Here is an 18,084-nt window from a genome sequence, read left to right on the forward strand (position 1 = left end):
GCCCTGCCGCCCGGACCGTGTCCGGGCGGCAGGCGTGACGCGTCACTCGGCGCGGGCCGTCGGCGACGTGCGGCGGCTCAGTCCATGCAGACGGCGACGAGGGTGGCGAAGTCCTCCGGGGTGAGGACCTCGACGCCGAGCTCCTGCGCCTTGACGGCCTTCGAACTCGGCTTGCCGCTCGCGGACGGCGCGGCGACCAGGTAGGTGGTCCGCGCGTTGACGCCGCTGCCCACCCGCCCGCCGGCCTTCTCGATCAGGGCGCCCATCTCGGAGCGCCCCCAGCCGTCGAGCGGGCCGGTCATCTTCCCGGTGACCACGACGGTCTTCCCGGTCAGCGGTCCCTCGACCGGCTCATCGGCCCCCTCCTGCCGCGGCTCCGACATCGAGACGCCGGCGGCGATCAGCTTGTCGATCACCGGGGCCAGCGCGGCGACCTGCTCGACGACGACCGGAGCCTTCTCCGGACCGATGCCCTCGACGTCCTGCAGGACGGCCGCGTCGGCCGCGCGGATCGCCTCCATCGTGCCGAAGTGCGCGGCGATGCGCCGGGACATGCTCCGTCCCGTACCCGGGATGCCCAGCGCGCAGAAGACCCTGCTGAGCGGCCGCGACTTGGCGAGCCGGATCTGCTCGGCCAGCTTCGCGCCCCGCTTGGCGCTGCCGGACGCGGCCGTGAGCTGCTCCTCGGTGAGGGTGAACAGGTCGGCGACGTCCCGTACTTCACCTCCCGCGATCAGCGCGTCGACGTACTTCCTGCCGAGGCCGTCGATGTCGAGGATGTCCCGCCCCGCGGCGTACTCGATCAGTGGGGCCAGCGCGCAGGCGGTGCCCTTCCCGCAGCGCCACCGCTCCTGGCTCCGGTCGATCTCGCCGCCGCAGTGCGGGCACTCCTCAGGCAGCGGGACCGGTACGGCGTCCCGGGGCCGGAGCTCGACGACGGCGGCCTGGACGCGCGGGATGATGTCGCCGGCCTTGTGGACCGTCACGGTGTCGCCGAGGTGGAGGTCGCGCCGGAGGATGTCGGCGGGGTTGTGCAGGGTGGCGCGGGTGACGGTGGAGCCGTCGAGCTCGACGGGATCGAGGATCGCGGTGGGCGCGAGCACACCCGTACGTCCGACCTCCCAGACCACGTCGCGCAGGACGGTCTGCCGCTCGACGGCGGGGAGCTTGAAGGCGATGGCCCAGTAGGGGAAGCGGCTGCCGAGTCCGACGGCGGCCTGCTCGGCCGCACTGTCGGCCTTGATGACGACGCCGTCGATGCCGAACGGCAGGGCGGCGCGCATCGCGGCGATGGCGTCGACCCTCCGCTGGGCCTCGGCCAGTGTGGCCACCACGTGCAGTCCGGCCGGAGTCGCGGCCGTCGTCCGCACACCCGCCCGCTCGACCGCGGCCAGGGTCTCGGCGTGCGTGGCCCCGGCGGGCGGGAACACGCCGTCGTCCAGGCCGACCGCGCCGTACGCCCAGAACGTCATCTCCAGGCGGTAGGGCCGGTCCTTGGCCCGCAGGGTGCCCGCCGCGCCGTTGCGCGGGTTGGCGAAGACCCCGGCGCCGTGTGCCGTACGTATCTCGTTCGCGGTCTCGAACTGCTCCTGGGTGAAGAGGACTTCGCCGCGCGCCTCGAAGGTGAGCGGTTCCGCCAGCCGCTCCGGCAGACCCGCGATCGTGCCGATGACGTGGCTGACGTCCTCGCCCTGCGTGCCGTCGCCCCGGGTGATGATCTGCACGAGTCGGCCGTCGCGGTAGCGGGCGGCGACGGCCGCGCCGTCCATCTTCGGCTCGACGGTGAACCCGCCCGTCGGCTCCTGTCCGAGGCGGCGCCGGAAGGAGGCGCCCCAGGCCTCCAGTTCCCCGGGCGTGAAGACGTTGTCGAGGCTGAGCAGGCGCGTGGTGTGGGCGACGTCGCCCACCGGCGCGGCGCCGTCGGCCACGCGAGCCGTCGGCGAACCCTCGACGACGGCGTCGGGGTGCTCCGCCTCCCAGGTCCTCACCGCCACCAGCAGCCGGTCGTAGGTCGCGTCGTCCATCAGGCTGTAGCCCGCGCCGAAGTAGGTGCGGGACGCCTCCCGCAGCCGCTCGACGGCGGCCTCGTACGCGGCGGGGCTGGTGATGCCGGGCAGGCCGGAGCGCGCCTCATCGGCGGTGGTGATCGTCATGGGGATCATCCTTGCCCACCCCACTGACAACGCCCCCTGGACGGGCCCCGCTCAGTCGGCGGCGCCCGCGTGGGGCGTCAGGTCCGGCAGCAGCATCGCGAGCGCCACGACGGCGAGCAGGCCGATGTACGACCAGGCGTGGACGCGGTCCGGGATGCGGGGCGGGCGGCGGCGGAGGAGCGCGATGACGGGGACGGCGCCGAGGAGCAGCGCGCCCGCGGCGTACGGGTCGACCAGGCCCACGAGGCCGGCGTCCGTCGTCGCGGCGGCGAGGGGCGGGGAGCCCGCGAGGGAGACGAGGGCGGCCGGGAGCGCGATGGCGAGGGTGAGGGGGTTGGCCAGGGCCGTGGCGTGCCGCATGGGGTGACCCGCCCTGCGCAGGGCGGGGACGGTCATGACACTGCCTCCCACCCCGAGGAAGGCGGCGACGGCGCCGATGGGCAGTCCGGCGGTGGCGGGCAGCGCCCGACCGGCGTCCGCGTCGCCCGCCCCGGGCCGCGTCACGGAGTCCGCCCGGCCGACTCCGGATCGCATCGCGGAGACCTCCCCGCCCGCCTCGGGCCGTGTCACGGAAACCGCCTCGCCCACCCCGGATCGCATCGCGGAGACCGCCCGGCCCGCCCCCGGTCGCGTCGCCGTGTTCCCCGCGGTCGACTCGGGGCGTGCGGTGGGGCGCAGGAAGCCAGGGCGGAGCAGCAGGTCGAGGGCGGTGAGGGCAAGGTAGCCGACGAAGGCCCAGCGGGCGAGGGAGGGTGGGGCGAAGCGGGTGGCGCAGGCGCCGAGGCAGGCGCCGGCCGCGAGCAGGGGCAGGAGAGGGCCGGTGCCGCGCAGGGCGCGCAGGACGTGCCGCGGGGTGACGGCCGTGGCGAAGGCGGCGTTGACCAGCATGACCAGGGCGGAGGTGGCCGTGGCCACGCGGATCGCGTCCGTGCCGAGCGCGGTGTCCGCCCACACCACGACGGGGACGGCGACGAAGCCGCCGCCGAAGCCGAACAGCACGGTCGTCGCCCCGGTGAGGAGCCCGATCGCGATCAGCACCACCATGTTCATGTCCATGGGGCCAAGCCCATCAGCCCACCGGTCGTGCCTGCATGCGATGGTCGGCGGAGTTCCTTCGCGTCTCGGCCGGTACGGTGGGCCGGTGAGGAACATCCCGCTGGACGAGGTCGACCACGTCGACCGGGCTGTCCTGCCGATCGGCACCGACTACCCGGCCGGGCACGTCCTCGACTGGCACGAGCACCGGCGCGCGCAGTTCCTGTACGGGGCGACCGGCGTGATGGTCGTCGACACCGCCGACGGCACCTGGACCGTCCCGCCCGAGCGGGCCGTGCTCATCCCGGCCGCCACCCTCCACCGGGTGCGGATGCTGGGCGTGAGCACCCGCAGTCTGTACGTGGAGCCCGGCGCCGTTCCGTGGTGGCCGGCCCGCTGCACGGTCGTGGACGTCCCGCCGCTCCTGCGGGAACTGCTGCTCGCCGCCGCCGAGTTCCCGGCGGAGTACAGCGTCGCCGGGCGGGAGGGCGCCGTCGCGACGCTGCTGCTGCACGAGATCGCCGCGCGCTCCCCGCTGCCCTTCCACGTCGGCATCCCCGCCTCCGAGGACCTCGCGGAGCTGTGCCGCGCGTACCTCGCCGCCCCGGACGCCGCCGTCACCAACACCGACTGGGCCGCCCGTACCGCCCGGAGCGAGCGGGCCTTCACCCGGCGCTTCCGCGCGGAGACCGGCGAGAGTCCCGCCGTCTGGCGGGCCCGTGCCCGGCTCCTCGCCGCCGTCCCCCTGCTCCGTACCGCGTCGGTGACCGAGGTCGCCGGGCGCCTCGGCTACGCCTCCCCCGCCGCCTTCACGGCCGCGTTCACGCGCACCTTCGGCCTCCCCCCGTCCCGCTTCGGCGCGGGTCGCACAGCTCACCGGGGAGGGTGAGGCACGGTCGCCGTTCAGCGCCGGACGGCCTCGAAGCGGGCGTGCGGTTCGCCGTGCAGGCGCCCCGGCGGGAGGCGCCGGCCGAACGCGAGCAGGAGGAGGTCCTGCGCGGTGCCGGACAGCGGTGTTCCGCTGCCGAAGGTCCAGTCGAGGTCGTCGGCGCGGAGGGCGACACCCGCGAGGTCGACCCGGAAGAACCTGAGGCTCCTCGCGTCGACGCTCTCCAGGAGGGGGCGGAGCCGGTCCCGGGGCACCCGTCGGCCGAGGCCCAGGGCGACCGTGATGTCCAGGCCGTGCACGACGTCGTGGCCGAGCGCGGCCGTGAAACCGCCGACCGGCGGCTTCCACGGGTGGTGCGCGTGCGCGCGCAGCAGCGCGGCGAGCTCGCGCGTCGAGTGCGCGGCGGCGTCCTCGCGGGCGCACCGGTCGGTCATCCGGTGGAGGCTGCCCCGCGATCTGGCGAGTTCCCGGAGCGTCCTGGGCAGCGAGTGGCGGAACCCCATCGACATGTGGGCCGCCACCTCCCGCACCCGCCATCCCTCGCACAGGCTGGGCGCGTCCCACTCCTCGGCCGAAAGGCCGTCCAACAGGTCGGCCAGCTCCCGGCGTTCGGCCGCGATGGCCGCCCTGACCTCCGCCGTCCGTCGTCCGTGTGCCGTGTTTCCGTGTGTCGTGTCGCCCATGGGTCAAGGCTCTCGGGAGCCTTGCCATAAGTCCAAGAGATCGTGTGTCTCGGATCTAGAATCAGCGGTTATGGAACTGCGCCAGCTCCGGTACTTCGTCACGGTCGTGGAGGAAGCCAACTTCACCCGCGCCGCCGCCCGGCTGCACCTGGCGCAGCCCGGTGTCAGCGCGCAGATCAGGCAGTTGGAGAAGGAGCTCGGGCACCCGCTCCTGGACCGCTCGGGACGGTCGGTGACGCCGACGGAGGTGGGCGAGGCCGTGCTGCCGTACGCGCGGGCCGCGCTCGGCGCGGCCGAGGCCGTACGCCGGACGGCCGACGAGTTCACCGGACTCCTCCGCGGCCAGGTCACCCTCGGTCTCGTCGCCGGCGCGGGCGCGGCGGCCCAGGCGTTCGACCTGCCCGCGCTGCTGGCCGGATTCCACCGGGACCACCCCCGGGTGGAGATCTCGCTCGCGGAGGACTCCTCGGAGCGGATGCTCGCCGCCCTCCACCGCGGCGGCCTCGACATCGCCGTCATCGGGCTCTCGGAGGAGGAGCCTCCCCCCGGCGTCTCCCTCCAGGTCCTGGTCGACGCGCCCGTGGTCGCCGCCGTGGCCGCCGACGACCCGGTCCTCACTCCCCCGGACCGTACGACCGTCCCGCTGGCGGAGCTCCGCGAACGCGCCCTGATCAGCCTGCCGCGGGGGACGGGACTGCGGGGCGTCCTCGACCGCGCCTGCGCCCGCGCGGGCTTCCCTCCCCGCATCGCCTTCGAGGCCGCCGCGCCCCCGTTCCTCGCCCAACTCGCCGCGCGCGGCCTCGGCATCGCCGTACTCCCCGGCCTCCCCGGCGAGGCGGACACGGCCCACGGCCTGCGGACCCTGGAGATCGTCGAACCGAGACTGCGCGCCCGCGTCGCCCTGGCCTGGCGCTCCAGCGGCCCGTCCGGTCCGGCGGCCACCGCCCTCCTGGACCTGCTGCGGAAGCGACTCGCCGCGCCGGAGACCGACTGGAGCGGGGCGAGCGGGTCAGTCGGCGTTGACGGCCGCTAGAGCGGGGCGAGCCGATCAGTCGGTGTTGACGGTCGCCGTCTCGCCGACGGACGTGTCGCGCATGACAAGCTTCACGTCGGCGAGCCGTGCCTTGGCGGTGCCGTCCTCCGCGACCAGCGGGACGTCGCTCTCGGCGCGCAGTTCGGTGCCCTTGGACTCCAGGTCCGCCGCCCGGCCCGCGAGCGGGACCGCCGCGTCGGCGTAGAGGGCGCCGCGGGGCGTGACGAGTTCGAGGTACGTGTCGAGGTGCAGGTCCGCCGGGAAGCGGAGGCGTGCGAGGGAGTCCTCGTCGCCCTTGCCGAAGGCGCCGCCCGAGGGCCGCGCCCAGCTCGCCCGCAGCATCACGCGCCCGCCCGGTTCGGCGCACTCGTCGTCGGCCGGGTACCAGGCCTCGGGCAGGTTGGTGCCGCGCAGGACACCGGGCGCCGGAACGACCTCCGGCGCGTACCCCTGGTCGTCGACCCGGTGCTCGAAGCCGGGCATGGGCCACTTGTCGAACTGGCGACGGAGAGCCTGGCGTGCCCGGCCGCGGGTTCACGCGGACACGCCAGGCGGAGCACCGGAACGAGTGATTCGGGGGCGGGTGTTGACCGGTCGGGCCGGGGTGCGTCAGGGGGTCAACGCGTCACGGTCCACTTCTGGTTGGCGCCGCCCCCGCAGGTCCAGATCTGCCAGCGGGTGCCGTCCACGGCGGAGCCGGCCGGTCCGTCGAAGTCGTCGGAGAAGGTGACGGCGGCCGCCTCGGCGGCGGGGGCGGCCGCCCGGGCGGGGGCGGCGTCGCCTGCCGGGCCCGGGCCGAGCACCGCGACGGCGAGGGCCAGGGCGAGGGCCGTGACAGCGGTGGCCAGCGGTCGCGGGCGTGAGCGGGAGAAAGGCATGGCTCTCTCTTCCGTGGGGTGTGGGGGACGGGTGGAGCCCCTTCATCGCGTCCATGATTTAAGGAGTGAATTAAAGGGGCGTCAAGGCTTGCGACACCCCGCCGCCCCGGCGGGGTGGCACCTCTCCGTGCGCATCCGTGACTCTCCGACGGCGCCCGTTTCGTTTCCGCAGGTCCGTACGCCGTACGATTCCCCCGATTGCCACGCTGCGCTTTACACCGTCCGAAGGAGATTTCCATGGCCCAGGTCACGCTGAAGGGCAACCCGGTTCAGGTCAACGGCGCCCTGCCCGCCCCCGGCAGCCAGGCCCCCGACTTCACGCTCGTCGCCGAGGGGCTGGCGGACAAGTCGCTGAAGGACTTCGCGGGCCTGCGCAAGGTCCTCAACATCTTCCCGAGCGTCGACACCCCGACGTGCGCCTCCTCGGTCCGCGCGTTCAACGAGAAGGCCGGCGAGCTGGACAACACGGTGGTGCTCTGCATCTCCGCCGACCTGCCCTTCGCCCAGGCGCGCTTCTGCGGTGCCGAGGGCCTCGAGAACGTCAAGAACCTCTCGACCCTCCGCGGCCGCGAGTTCCACACCAACTACGGCGTGGAGATCGCGGACGGCCCGCTGGCCGGCCTGACCGCCCGCGCCGTCGTCGTCCTCGACGAGAACGACCAGGTCCTGCACGCCGAGCTGGTCGGCGAGATCGCCGAGGAGCCCAGCTACGACGCCGCCCTCGCGGTCCTGAAGTAGTCACCCGCGGCCACGGCCGCGACGCACGCGAGGAGCCCCTCCACCGGCACACGGTGGAGGGGCTCCTCGCGTCACGGAGGGGCTCCTCCCTTCACGGCGGCCCCCTCCGCCGCGGCGGGACTCCGCGCCCGTCAGACGCAGGCCGGGCACAGCCCCCGGTACGTCACGTCGGCCTTCGAGACGGCGAAGCCGAACCGCGCGGCGGGCGGCAGCGCGTCCAGCGGGTCCCCCGTCGGGTGGACGTCCCGGATGATCCCGCAGCCGGAGCAGACCAGGTGCTGGTGCGGGCGGTGCGCGTTCGGGTCGTAGCGCTTGGCGCGCCCGTCCATGGAGAGTTCGACGACCTCGCCGAGGGCGACCAGTTCACCGAGGGTGTTGTAGACGGTCGCCCGCGCGATCTCCGGGAGGCGGGCCACCGCGCGCGCGTGGACCTCGTCGGCGGTGAGGTGCACATGGTCACCGGCGAGCACCTCCGCGACGACACGCCGCTGGGACGTCATCCGCCAGCCCCGCGCGCGCAGTCGCTCCAGCAGGTCGCTCACGTCGTTCACCTCTTCGGCTCGTCGGATCCGGACAGACGTTTGGCGTGGTTCTTGACTTGGACAACGTCCATCGTAGGATCGGTTTTGTTGATGGCCAAGGGACAGGAAGACTCCAGCACGGCGGGAGACGGAGACGTGAGGGACCGATCCTGCGGAGTGGCCCCCGCCCGCGCGACGGGTCGTCCCCCCGTGTCTCGCCATACGACTGGTCCCACCCCTATGACCGGTCCCGCGTCGACGAGGCCGCGGCTGGTCCGGAAGGATTCCCATGTCTGAGAACGCTGAGAACCACGACGCGATCGTCGTAGACGCGAAGACGGAGGGCGGGGGCGGCTGCCCGGTCGCGCACGACCGCGCCGCCCATCCGACCCAGGGCGGCGGCAACAGCCAGTGGTGGCCCAACCGGCTCAATCTGAAGATCCTTGCGAAGAACCCCGCCGTGGCCAACCCGCTGGGCGAGGACTTCGACTACGCCGCGGCGTTCGAGAGCCTCGACCTCCCGGCCGTGAAGCGGGACATCGAGGAGGTCCTCACCACGTCGCAGGACTGGTGGCCCGCCGACTTCGGCCACTACGGCCCGTTCATGATCCGGATGGCCTGGCACAGCGCGGGCACGTACCGCATCAGCGACGGCCGCGGTGGAGCCGGTGCCGGCCAGCAGCGCTTCGCGCCGCTGAACAGCTGGCCGGACAACGGCAACCTGGACAAGGCCCGCCGTCTGCTGTGGCCGGTGAAGAAGAAGTACGGCCGGAACCTCTCCTGGGCCGACCTCATGATCCTCACCGGCAACGTCGCCCTGGAGTCGATGGGCTTCGAGACCTTCGGCTTCGCCGGTGGCCGCGCGGACGTGTGGGAGCCCGACGAGGACGTCTACTGGGGCCCCGAGACCACCTGGCTCGGCGACGAGCGCTACACCGGCGACCGCGAGCTGGAGAACCCGCTCGGCGCGGTCCAGATGGGCCTCATCTACGTCAACCCCGAGGGCCCGAACGGCAATCCGGACCCGATCGCCGCGGCCCGCGACATCCGCGAGACGTTCCGCCGCATGGCGATGAACGACGAGGAGACCGTCGCCCTGATCGCGGGCGGCCACACCTTCGGCAAGACCCACGGCGCCGGCCCCGCCGAGAACGTGGGCGACGACCCGGAGGCGGCGCCGCTGGAGCAGCAGGGCCTCGGCTGGAAGAGCACCTACCGCACCGGCAAGGGCCCCGACGCCATCACCAGCGGCCTGGAGGTCACCTGGACCACCACGCCGACCCAGTGGGGCAACGGCTTCTTCAAGAACCTCTTCGAGTACGAGTACGAGCTCTCCAAGAGCCCGGCGGGCGCGCACCAGTGGGTGGCGAAGAACGCCGAGGCGATCATCCCGGACGCGTACGACCCGTCCGTGAAGCACCTCCCGACGATGCTCACCACGGACCTGTCGCTGCGCTTCGACCCGGTCTACGAGCCCATCTCTCGGCGCTTCTACGAGAACCCGGCCGAGTTCGCGGACGCGTTCGCCCGCGCCTGGTACAAGCTCACCCACCGCGACATGGGCCCGGTCGCGCGCTACCTCGGCCCCGAGGTGCCGTCCGAGGAGCTCCTCTGGCAGGACCCGCTGCCGGCGCGCACGTACGGCCTCGTCGACGCCGCCGACATCGCCTCCCTCAAGGAGAAGGTCCTCGCCTCCGACCTCACGGTCACGCAGCTGGTCTCCGCGGCCTGGGCCGCGGCCTCCTCCTTCCGCGGCAGCGACAAGCGGGGCGGCGCCAACGGCGGCCGCATCCGCCTGGAGCCGCAGCGCACCTGGGAGGTCAACAACCCGGACGAGCTGGCGCAGGTGCTGCGCGTCCTCGAAGGCGTCAAGGAGTCCTTCGACTCCGCCCAGACCGGCGACAAGCGGGTCTCCCTCGCCGACCTCGTCGTCCTCGCGGGCGTCGCGGCCGTCGAGAAGGCCGCCGCGGACGCCGGCCACGCCGTCGAGGTCCCGTTCACCCCGGGCCGCGTGGACGCCGCCCAGGAGCAGACGGACGTCGAGTCCTTCGCCGCCCTGGAGCCGGCCGCGGACGGCTTCCGCAACTACCTGGGCAAGGGCAACCGCCTCCCGGCCGAGTACCTGCTCATCGACCGGGCGAACCTGCTCACCCTGAGCGCCCCCGAGCTGACGGTCCTCGTCGGCGGCCTGCGCGCCCTCGGCGTCACGCAGCAGCAGTCCTCGCTCGGTGTCCTCACCGAGACGCCCGGCAGGCTGACGAACGACTTCTTCGCCAACCTGCTCGACCTGGGCACGGAGTGGACCCCCACCTCCGAGGACCAGAGCACCTTCGAGGGCCGCGACTCCGCCACGGGCGCGGTCAAGTGGACGGGCACCCGCGCCGACCTCGTGTTCGGCTCCAACAGCGAGCTCCGCGCGGTCGCCGAGGTCTACGCGAGCGACGACGCGAAGGAGAAGTTCGTGAAGGACTTCGTGTCGGCGTGGGACAAGGTGATGAACCTGGACCGGTTCGACATCGCCTGAAGGCGCACCGGGCGCTGACACCCCGGCGCCCGCTCCGCGCATCGGCCGGCCGGCCCCGTCGGCCGGCCGATGCGCGCCCCGGCTCACGGCCCGTTCCGACCACGTCATACGCTCGCCTCATCACGGCTCACCGCACCCGGTGCCGGTGGCACCGCGAGTAGGGAACGGACGATGACCGATCTGCCGGGCAGCAGCGACGCGGAACGCCGCACGGACCTCAGCCCGGACGTCCGCCGGGACTTCCCGTCCGACGACCGCCCGGACGTCCAGCCCGATGCCCGCCGGGATCTCCGGTCCGACGACCGTCCGGACGTCCGCCCGGACGCGGACCCCCGGGCGTCGACCGTGCGCGTGTTCATCGCCCTCGCCCCGCCCGACGAGGCCAAGGACGAGCTGGCACGGGCGCTGCGCCCCGCCTACGACGCGTACCCCCGCATGCGGTGGAACCGCATCGAGGACTGGCACATCACCCTGGCGTTCCTCGGGGAGCTCCCGGTCGAGGTCGTTCCGCCGCTCCAGGCACCGCTGGCGGACCTCGCCGCGTCCCTGCCCCCGGTCGAACTGTCGCTGCGCGGCGGCGGGCACTTCGACGAGCGGGTGCTGTGGAGCGGGATCGACGGAGAGCTCGACGCACTGCACCGGCTCGCCGGCGGTGTGCGCGCCGTGGTCAGGGAGTGCGGCATCGCCCTCGAGGATCGCCCCCTGCGGCCCCACCTCACGCTGGCCCGCGCCCGCCGCGACGACCCGACCAGCGTGGTGGAGGCCGCCGCCGGTCTCTCCGCCTTCACGGGCCGCCGCTGGCCGACCGAGCGCCTCCACCTGGTCGGCAGCAACTTCGGCCGCGGGCCGGGGCCGATCCGCTACCGGGACATCCGTTCCTGGAGCTTCACCGGGGGCTGAGCACGGCGGTCCGAGGGGCCGGCCGGATCCGAGGTGCCGGCCGGATCCGAGGTACCGACGGGGTCCGAGGTACCGACGGAAGCAGCGCGGTCGAAGGGGACGGCAGGAGGCGGCGAGGTCCGAGAGGTCAGCGGCCGTACATCCCCCGGCAGAGGTCGGCGGCGCCCATGGGCGCCCGGATGCCCTCGGCCTCACGGCAGAGTCGGCGCATCTCGGGCGGCAGACCCGGCGTCCGCTGCTGGCGGCCCGAGGGAACGGTGCGGTTCCGCTTCGGTGGCCGGGGTGTGGCCGTCCGCTTCCCGGACGTTCCGGAGGCGGGCTTCCCGGCCCGGTTCGGCGCGGTGTGCGGGTGGTTCGGGGCCACCCGGCGAGCGGGCGGGCGGACGGCTGTCCCTCCGGGCGCCCGGTCGGCAGCCGGTGCCGCGGGGCGGGCGGGTCGCGTGGTCTCGCGGGCGCCGGGCCCGGATCCGGATCCGGTGGCGGCGTCCGTGTCGGCGAGGGCCTCGCGGGCGGCGGCGGGTGTGGGCACGGGCCGGGCCGGGAGGGGTGCGGGCGCGCGCTCGGCGTCCGGTGCGAGGTCGGCGTGCCGGGCCGGTGGAGCCGGTGCGGCGGGACGCGGGACGGCCACGCATCCGCTGGTGAGGAGTACGGCGAGCAGGGCTAGCGTGGTGCGACGGGGCAGCATGGCGCCCACGCTGCCCGAGTCGCCCCGCCCGTCGCGGGCGGCACGGCCCGGGTCCACCATGACGAGTGAAACCGGCCCGGCGGGTGGACGGTCCCGCTACTGGCCGACGCGGCCGTCGACGCACTCGCGGAGCAGGTCCGCGTGTCCGCAGTGGCGGGCGTACTCGTCGATCATGTGCACCATCAGCTCGCGTATCGCCATGTCGTCCTTGCCGACGCGCTCGCCCAGGTCCGGGAAGCCGGCGATCGCGGCGTCGGTGGCGGCCTGTTCGCGTGCGAGGTCGGCGTACGCGGCGTCGACGACGGCCTGTTCGGCGACGGCTCCGTGGAAGTCGGCGTCGCGCTTGCCGTACAGCTTCGGCAGCGGGTCGCCGTCGGTGATCCAGTTGCGCCAGTCGCGCTCGACCTCGGCGAGGTGGCGGAGGAGGCCGAGCAGGGACATCGTCGACGGCGGAACGGAGCGGCGGGCCAGCTGCTCCGCGTCCAGGCCCTCGCACTTGAGCCGGAGGGTGATGCGGTAGTCCGCCAGGAAGTCGAGCAGCGTGGCCCGTTCGCCGTCCGGGCTGCTGCCGTCCCTGTTGCGGGGGTCGTCGTCGGGGTCGGCCCACATGTCGGGGTACACGGTCGCCTGGGTCCAGCGTGCGGGTTCGTCATTCATGCCGTGCATGATCGTCCAGCCGTGGCGGGTCTGCCAGCGAGTTTCACACGGTCTTCCCGAACGGGCTTCACCGGGTGGGAAAGTGATCTTGCGTCGTCACGGGAGTCGTGATCGGATGACATGTCTTTCACATGATCATTACTTTTGGGGGCAAGCAATGACCGGAAGCATGGACCGGCGTTCCGTCATCCGCGGGATGGCGACGGCCGGTGCGGGGGTCGCGGCGGGGGCCGTGGTGACCGGCGGCGGGACCGCGTACGCGGCCGGCGGCGGTGACGACCCGTACAGCGTGGACGTCATCAGCAAGGGCGCGGACCCGACGGGCGCCACGGCCAGCGACGCCGCCTTCCGCGCGGCCGCCGCCGAGGTCCTCGCCTCGTACCAGCCGGACCCGATCTCGGGCGCGATCCCGAAGAAGGTCCTGGTCGTCCCGCCGGGCACGTACCTGCTGACGCAGCCCGACTCGCTGCTGCCGAACGTCAACGGCGAGGGCAACGGCGGGATCGTCGACGGCCTCTCGATCACCGGCTACGGCAAGCGCCTCTCCCGGATCGTGTACGCGCCGACCGCCGACGACACGACGCTGTGGACGAACTACCAGCGCTACAAGAACATCCGGATCTCCGGCCTGACCTTCACCAGCACCAACGCCACGTCGAGCTTCTGCTACGCGTACTCCTCGGCCACGTACGGCGTCCAGGACACCTGGTACACGGACGTGGAGTGGCGCGGCAGCTGGAAGCGCGGCATCGGCCTGGACGGTCCGGCCACGACGTCCAACCTCAACAGCGAGATGGGCTGGGACCACTGCCAGGTGGGCGGCTCCTACTCCGACGCGTTCCTCGTCATCGGCATGACCCCGACCGCGAGCCAGCAGGACCAGTTCCTCAACTACTGGTTCCGCGACTGCAAGGTGGAGTACCAGTCGGGCGTTTTCGTGAAGAACACCCGGGGCGGCTCGATGAACTTCACCGGCGGCTCCTACATCCTCACGGACACCGCGTCGACCGGCACCTTCTTCCAGCTCACCGCCGACGCCGGCACCCGCGCCGACTCCGTGATGCGCCTGTACGCGCAGGGCATCCGCTTCGAGCTGCGCGGCACGGGCCACAAGGTGATCGACTCCCGCTGGTACAAGGGCAACGTCACCTTCGTGTCCTGCGACGACACCGCCCACAGCTTCAAGTCCTGGGCCCCGAACGCCGTCACGCACGTGTACGACTTCGAGGCGAACGGCTCGCGCGGCCCGATGGTCCGCTACGTCGACTGCGCCCTCATGGGCTCGCACCAGGTGACGACGGGAGGCACCGCGACCACGTACGGCAAGGTCCTCTACGAAGGCTGCCGCTTCATGGACATGAGCACCGCGACCGGCCCCACCGGCTTCCTCCGCTGGACCGGAGCGGTCGCTCCCCGCTACGAGGTGCGCGACTGCGTCGGCGCCTCGACCTACCTCGGCGACGTGAAGAACCCCGCCTGATCCGACGGGGCCCCGGCCCTTGGTGAGCTTCCCCGGGCCCCGGTCACGGGGCCCGGGGAAGCTCACAGCCGCCGCGTCCGCAGCACAGCGGTCAGCAGGGGCAGGGTGGACTCGCCCCGCTCCGTCTCCGGTCGACCCGCGAGGAAGGCACGGATCCGGCCCAGCGCGGCCTCCCGCTCGTGCTCCGGCATGACCAGGAGGCCCGCGCGCGTCGCCAGGGTCGCGACGAGCGAGTCGGCCGTGCGGCGCTGACCGTGCGGGAACCCGGCCCGCCCGGCCGACCCGAACCGGGCCGCGCCCCCGGACCTCGGAAGGTGCATGCCGGCCGTCTCGGCGCGCCAGGCGGCGGGCGTGTCACGCGGGCCGACGACCGCGCCGCCGGCGACGCCGGCCAGCCCGGCGACCCGGTCGACGCCGTCGTCCATGACGTTCCACAGTCCGGCCAGGACACCGCCGGGCGCGAGGACCCGGGCGATCTCGGGACCCGCGACGGCCATGTCGAACCAGTGCATGGCGTTGCCGGCCACCACGGCGTCCACGGACCCGTCCGGCAGCGGGATCGCCTCCGCGCTGCCCGGGAGCGCGCGGACCGCGGGCAGCGAGCGGCGCAGCCGGGCGAGCATCTCCGGGTCCGGCTCGACCGCGACGACGTCGGCGCCCCGAGCGGCCCGCGCGGCCAGCACCGCCGTCGACTTGCCCGTTCCGGCGCCGAGGTCGAGCACGCGCGGCCCGGGTGCGGGGTCGAGCGCCCAGCGCACCGCGGCCCGCGCGTAGTCCGGGCGGTGCTCGGCGTACGCGACGGCCGCGGTGCCGAACGAGGAAGCGTGCAGCAGTCGTTCGTCGGCGTCCATCCGGGCACCGTACCGATGCCGGAGGCGGTCGCCCCCGCCTCGACGACGTCCCGGCCGCGCCCGCCACGCGCCCCCGGACGCACCCGGGAACACCGCGGGGCCCGGTGAGGCCCGGCAGAGCTCAGTACGGCTTCGCCAGCACGTGGGCCGCGCCGGGGATGCCGACCTCCAGGAGGGCGTCCTCCTCGGGGGTGGTCGGTGCGCCCATCTCCTGCTTCAGGACCGCGCGGGACATGGCCTGCACCCACATCGCCCGGGGCCTGCGGCGGGCCTCCCAGGCTTCCAGGGCGGTCGGCACCGAGTCGGCGGCGTCCAGGGACTCGGCGAGCACGAGCGCGTCCTCGACGGCCATCGCCGCGCCCTGGGCGAGGTGCGGGGTGGAGGCGTGGGCGGCGTCGCCGGCGAGGACGACCCGGCCCACGTGCCACGGCTCGTCCACCGTGACCTGGGAGATGCGGGAGTACACGACGGCCGACGGGTCGGTGACCGCGGCGAGCGCCTCCGCGACGGGGCCGGAGAACGGAGCGAGCCGCTTCGCGAGCTCCTCGTGCGCCCGCTCCGGGTCCGGACGGAAGTCCTCGGCCTCGGCGAACACGGCGCCCAGGTACATCAGTTCGTCCGTGATCGGGGTGAGCAGCGCCTTCGCCTCCTGCCCGGCCGTCGCCATCACCACACCGCGCACGTCGGGGTGTCGCGGCACGGTGGCGCGCCAGTTGGCGAAGCCGGTGTACGCGGGCGTGTACCGGTCCCCGTACAGCCGGGTGCGCAGCGGGGATCCGATGCCGTCGAAGCCGACGACCAGGTCCCAGCGCCCGGTGGATCCGTCGGAGAGCGTGACCGTGACGCCCGCTCCGTCGTCGTCGAGCTCGGTGACGGTCGTGCCGGACCGCACCCGCGCACCGGCCGCCGCGGCGGCGCCCCCGAGGATCGTCGCGAGCGCCGCCCGCGGAATGCCGTTGCTCGGCGGCGCGTCGCCCATGCGCGGCTGCGGTATCCGCGCCAGCGTGTTCCCCGCCGGGTCCGCGATCGTCAGGAACTCCCAGGCGAACCCCGCCGCAAGGCACTCGTCGAGCACCCCCAGCTCCCCCATGACGTGCAGCGCGTTCGACGGCTGGATGATGCCGACGCCGAGCGCGGTCGCCTCCGCGCGGATCTCGGCGACCTCCACGGTGTGGCCGCGCCGGGCCAGGGCGGTGGCGAGCGCGAGCCCGCCGATTCCTCCGCCGTTGATGAGGACGCGCAGGGCTGATGCCATCGGTGAGGTCTCCAAAGCGTGAACGGGGATACGGTTCCGATCACTTCATGATCACACCCCGCCCGCCCCGCCCCGTATGGGCCCGGCACCTGCACCCGTGCCCCGCGCTCACACGGTCAGGTGCCCGAAGATTCCGGTCGCGGTAGGTGCCGAACCTGCTCTTCATGAAAGAGGGCCTGGAAGACCGTCCAGCCGAAGAGGAAGCCCAGGACGTACTCGACGAGGATCTCCGTCCACAGTTGGACACCGAGGTTGTACGTGATCACGGCGGCGACGAGGAAGCCGACGCCGTCGAGCAGCACGCACGCCTCCCGGTGATCGTTTCGAACAGCCTCGCAGCCGTCCCGGGAACCGGCCACTCGGACGGGACCGGACCGACGGGGCGCATGCCCCGCATGTCTGGTCAGGTGGGGTTCGTCATGGAGGACCGGGAGGCGGACGATGCCCTTGGAGGCCACCGATCACACCGGGCGGACCGCGTGCAGCGGGAACGCGCCGCTGCGCGCCTTCCTGCGGACCGAGACCGGCAGCACCACGGTCCTGCTGGCCGCCGTCGGGAGTCGTCCGCCACCGGCGCTGCGCATGTTCACCCTCGCGATCACCGTCGTGGACGACTTCTTCTCCCTGGGGGTCATCGCGTTCGCCTACAGCGACGGCGTCGCGGTGCCGGCGCTGCTCGCCGCCGTCGGCACCCTGGCCGTTCTCGTGCTCCTGCGGAGGCTCGGCGTGCGGTACGGCGCCGGGGACGCGGTGCTGGGCGTCGTCGGATGGCTCGCGCTGCTCGAATCCGGGGTGGAGCCGGTGGTGATCGGCCTCGCCCTCGGTCTGCTCACCTCGGCGTCGCCGGCCACGCGGGCCGACCTGGAGCACGCCACCGGTCCGTTCCTGCGGTTCCGGGAGCAGCCGACGCCCGAGTCCGAGCGGAGCGTGCGGGCCGGCATCGCCTCCGCCGTATCGCCGAACGACCGTCTTCAGCGGGTGTACCACCCCTGGACGAGCTATGTGATCGTCCCGCTGTTCGCCCTGGCCAACGCGGGCATCGAGGTGAGCGGCGCGCGGCTGGCCGACGCCTTCACCTCACCGGTCACCGTGGGCGTCCTCCTCTCGTACGCCGTGGGGAAGCCGCTCGGCATCGTCGGCGGCGCCGCGCTGGTCACCCTCGCCTCCCGCGGGCGGGTCCGCCTGCCCGTCGGCTGGGGCTCCGCGGTCGCCGGCGGCACGCTGTCCGGGGGCGGGTTCACGGTGTCGCTGCTCATCGCGTCGCTCGCCCTCGACGGTCCGCGGCTGGACGAGGCCAAGATCGGCGTCCTCAGCACGCTGCTCGTCTCCCTGGCGACCTCGTGGTCGTCACCGCCGTGATCGGCACGCTGCCGCCCGGTCGGCGACGGCGGGCCCTGTTCGGCAGGGCGGAGACGATCACCGACCTCGCCGTGCCCGTCGACCCCGACCGCGACCACCTGCGCGGGCCCCGGCACGCGGCGGTGACAGTGGTGGAGTACGGCGACTACGAGTGCACCCATTGCGGGAAGGCCGAGGCGGTGGTCCGGGAGCTCCTCGCCGACTTCGGGGACGTGCGGTACGTGTGGCGCCACCTGCCGCCGGCCGACGTCCACGTCCATGCCCTGCTCGGTGCCGCCCGGGTCGCCGAGGACGTCGAGTCCGCCGATCTGAGCAGCGTGGCCGGCACGCCCACGTTCTTCGTCAACGGCCGTCTGCACCAGGGTGCCTACGACGTCGCGACCCTGTCCGCCGCCGTGCGCACCGCCCGCGAACGCGCCGAGGCGTCGGTCTGACCGCAGGGC

The 18,084-nt window shown here is 73.6% G+C and carries 17 protein-coding genes and 1 pseudogene; 7 read left to right on the forward strand and 11 right to left on the reverse strand.

The window, feature by feature from the left end; genetic code table 11:
- Positions 1-77: 77 nt before the first annotated feature.
- Both ligA and ACIQFX_RS19965 read right to left on the reverse strand, forming a co-directional pair.
- Positions 78-2,153, reverse strand: coding sequence for an NAD-dependent DNA ligase LigA (gene ligA, locus ACIQFX_RS19960; protein WP_402464855.1), 2,076 nt, complete (start codon positions 2,151-2,153; stop codon positions 78-80).
- Positions 2,154-2,204: 51 nt separating this feature from the next.
- A complete protein-coding gene (locus ACIQFX_RS19965) occupies positions 2,205-3,203 on the reverse strand; it encodes a TSUP family transporter (protein ID WP_402465618.1) in 999 nt (332 codons plus the stop codon).
- Positions 3,204-3,294: 91 nt separating this feature from the next.
- On the opposite strand from ACIQFX_RS19965, the gene ACIQFX_RS19970 reads away from it, so the two are divergent.
- Positions 3,295-4,077 carry an AraC family transcriptional regulator gene (locus ACIQFX_RS19970; protein ID WP_402464858.1) on the forward strand — a complete coding sequence of 261 codons (783 nt, stop codon included), beginning with the start codon at positions 3,295-3,297 and terminating at the stop codon, positions 4,075-4,077.
- A 14-nt stretch (positions 4,078-4,091) separates the two neighbouring features.
- On the opposite strand, the gene ACIQFX_RS19975 is transcribed toward ACIQFX_RS19970, so the two are convergent.
- Positions 4,092-4,760 carry a maleylpyruvate isomerase family mycothiol-dependent enzyme gene (locus tag ACIQFX_RS19975; protein WP_402464861.1) on the reverse strand — a complete coding sequence of 223 codons (669 nt, stop codon included), beginning with the start codon at positions 4,758-4,760 and terminating at the stop codon, positions 4,092-4,094.
- 70 nt (positions 4,761-4,830) lie between these two features.
- Between ACIQFX_RS19975 and ACIQFX_RS19980 the strand changes: the two genes are divergently transcribed.
- Positions 4,831-5,793, forward strand: a complete 963-nt coding sequence (locus tag ACIQFX_RS19980) for a LysR family transcriptional regulator (RefSeq protein WP_402464865.1) — start codon at positions 4,831-4,833, stop codon at positions 5,791-5,793.
- A gap of 15 nt (positions 5,794-5,808) precedes the next feature.
- Here ACIQFX_RS19980 and ACIQFX_RS19985 read toward each other — a convergent pair whose 3' ends face one another.
- Both ACIQFX_RS19985 and ACIQFX_RS19990 read right to left on the reverse strand, forming a co-directional pair.
- On the reverse strand, positions 5,809-6,276 hold the full coding sequence (locus tag ACIQFX_RS19985) for a DUF6004 family protein (RefSeq protein WP_402464868.1): 468 nt from the start codon (positions 6,274-6,276) through the stop codon (positions 5,809-5,811).
- 134 nt (positions 6,277-6,410) lie between these two features.
- On the reverse strand, positions 6,411-6,671 hold the full coding sequence (locus ACIQFX_RS19990; RefSeq protein WP_402464871.1) for a hypothetical protein: 261 nt from the start codon (positions 6,669-6,671) through the stop codon (positions 6,411-6,413).
- Positions 6,672-6,908: 237 nt separating this feature from the next.
- On the opposite strand from ACIQFX_RS19990, the gene tpx reads away from it, so the two are divergent.
- Entirely contained in the window at positions 6,909-7,409 is a 501-nt protein-coding gene (gene tpx, locus ACIQFX_RS19995; protein WP_376490871.1) for a thiol peroxidase, read from the forward strand.
- A gap of 131 nt (positions 7,410-7,540) precedes the next feature.
- Here tpx and ACIQFX_RS20000 read toward each other — a convergent pair whose 3' ends face one another.
- Positions 7,541-7,951, reverse strand: coding sequence for a Fur family transcriptional regulator (locus ACIQFX_RS20000; protein WP_402464873.1), 411 nt, complete (start codon positions 7,949-7,951; stop codon positions 7,541-7,543).
- A 268-nt stretch (positions 7,952-8,219) separates the two neighbouring features.
- On the opposite strand from ACIQFX_RS20000, the gene katG reads away from it, so the two are divergent.
- Positions 8,220-10,454, forward strand: a complete 2,235-nt coding sequence (gene katG / locus ACIQFX_RS20005; RefSeq protein ID WP_402464876.1) for a catalase/peroxidase HPI — start codon at positions 8,220-8,222, stop codon at positions 10,452-10,454.
- 171 nt (positions 10,455-10,625) lie between these two features.
- Positions 10,626-11,354: an RNA 2',3'-cyclic phosphodiesterase gene (gene thpR, locus ACIQFX_RS20010; RefSeq protein WP_402464878.1), complete on the forward strand. Its 729-nt coding sequence runs from the start codon at positions 10,626-10,628 to the stop codon at positions 11,352-11,354.
- Positions 11,355-11,481: 127 nt separating this feature from the next.
- On the opposite strand, the gene ACIQFX_RS20015 is transcribed toward thpR, so the two are convergent.
- Both ACIQFX_RS20015 and ACIQFX_RS20020 read right to left on the reverse strand, forming a co-directional pair.
- Positions 11,482-12,099 carry a hypothetical protein gene (locus ACIQFX_RS20015; protein ID WP_402464881.1) on the reverse strand — a complete coding sequence of 206 codons (618 nt, stop codon included), beginning with the start codon at positions 12,097-12,099 and terminating at the stop codon, positions 11,482-11,484.
- 36 nt (positions 12,100-12,135) lie between these two features.
- Positions 12,136-12,705, reverse strand: a complete 570-nt coding sequence (locus ACIQFX_RS20020; RefSeq protein WP_402464883.1) for a DinB family protein — start codon at positions 12,703-12,705, stop codon at positions 12,136-12,138.
- A gap of 160 nt (positions 12,706-12,865) precedes the next feature.
- On the opposite strand from ACIQFX_RS20020, the gene ACIQFX_RS20025 reads away from it, so the two are divergent.
- Entirely contained in the window at positions 12,866-14,176 is a 1,311-nt protein-coding gene (locus tag ACIQFX_RS20025; protein ID WP_402464885.1) for a hypothetical protein, read from the forward strand.
- Between the two features lie 62 nt (positions 14,177-14,238).
- On the opposite strand, the gene ACIQFX_RS20030 is transcribed toward ACIQFX_RS20025, so the two are convergent.
- The 3 genes from ACIQFX_RS20030 to ACIQFX_RS20040 form a co-directional block, all read right to left on the reverse strand.
- The gene (locus ACIQFX_RS20030) at positions 14,239-15,027 is read right to left on the reverse strand and encodes a class I SAM-dependent methyltransferase (RefSeq protein ID WP_402464888.1); all 789 of its coding nucleotides are present in this window, start codon (positions 15,025-15,027) and stop codon (positions 14,239-14,241) included.
- Positions 15,028-15,148: 121 nt separating this feature from the next.
- The gene (locus ACIQFX_RS20035; protein ID WP_402464890.1) at positions 15,149-16,282 is read right to left on the reverse strand and encodes an FAD-dependent monooxygenase; all 1,134 of its coding nucleotides are present in this window, start codon (positions 16,280-16,282) and stop codon (positions 15,149-15,151) included.
- A 116-nt stretch (positions 16,283-16,398) separates the two neighbouring features.
- The gene (locus ACIQFX_RS20040; RefSeq protein ID WP_402464893.1) at positions 16,399-16,584 is read right to left on the reverse strand and encodes a DUF4396 domain-containing protein; all 186 of its coding nucleotides are present in this window, start codon (positions 16,582-16,584) and stop codon (positions 16,399-16,401) included.
- A 202-nt stretch (positions 16,585-16,786) separates the two neighbouring features.
- Between ACIQFX_RS20040 and ACIQFX_RS20045 the strand changes: the two are divergent.
- Positions 16,787-18,075 (forward strand): annotated as a pseudogene (locus ACIQFX_RS20045) (Na+/H+ antiporter NhaA); the annotation flags it as partial.
- Positions 18,076-18,084 lie beyond the last annotated feature (9 nt).

The sequence above is a fragment of the Streptomyces sp. NPDC093089 genome (assembly GCF_044754405.1).
Lineage (GTDB): Bacteria > Actinomycetota > Actinomycetes > Streptomycetales > Streptomycetaceae > Streptomyces.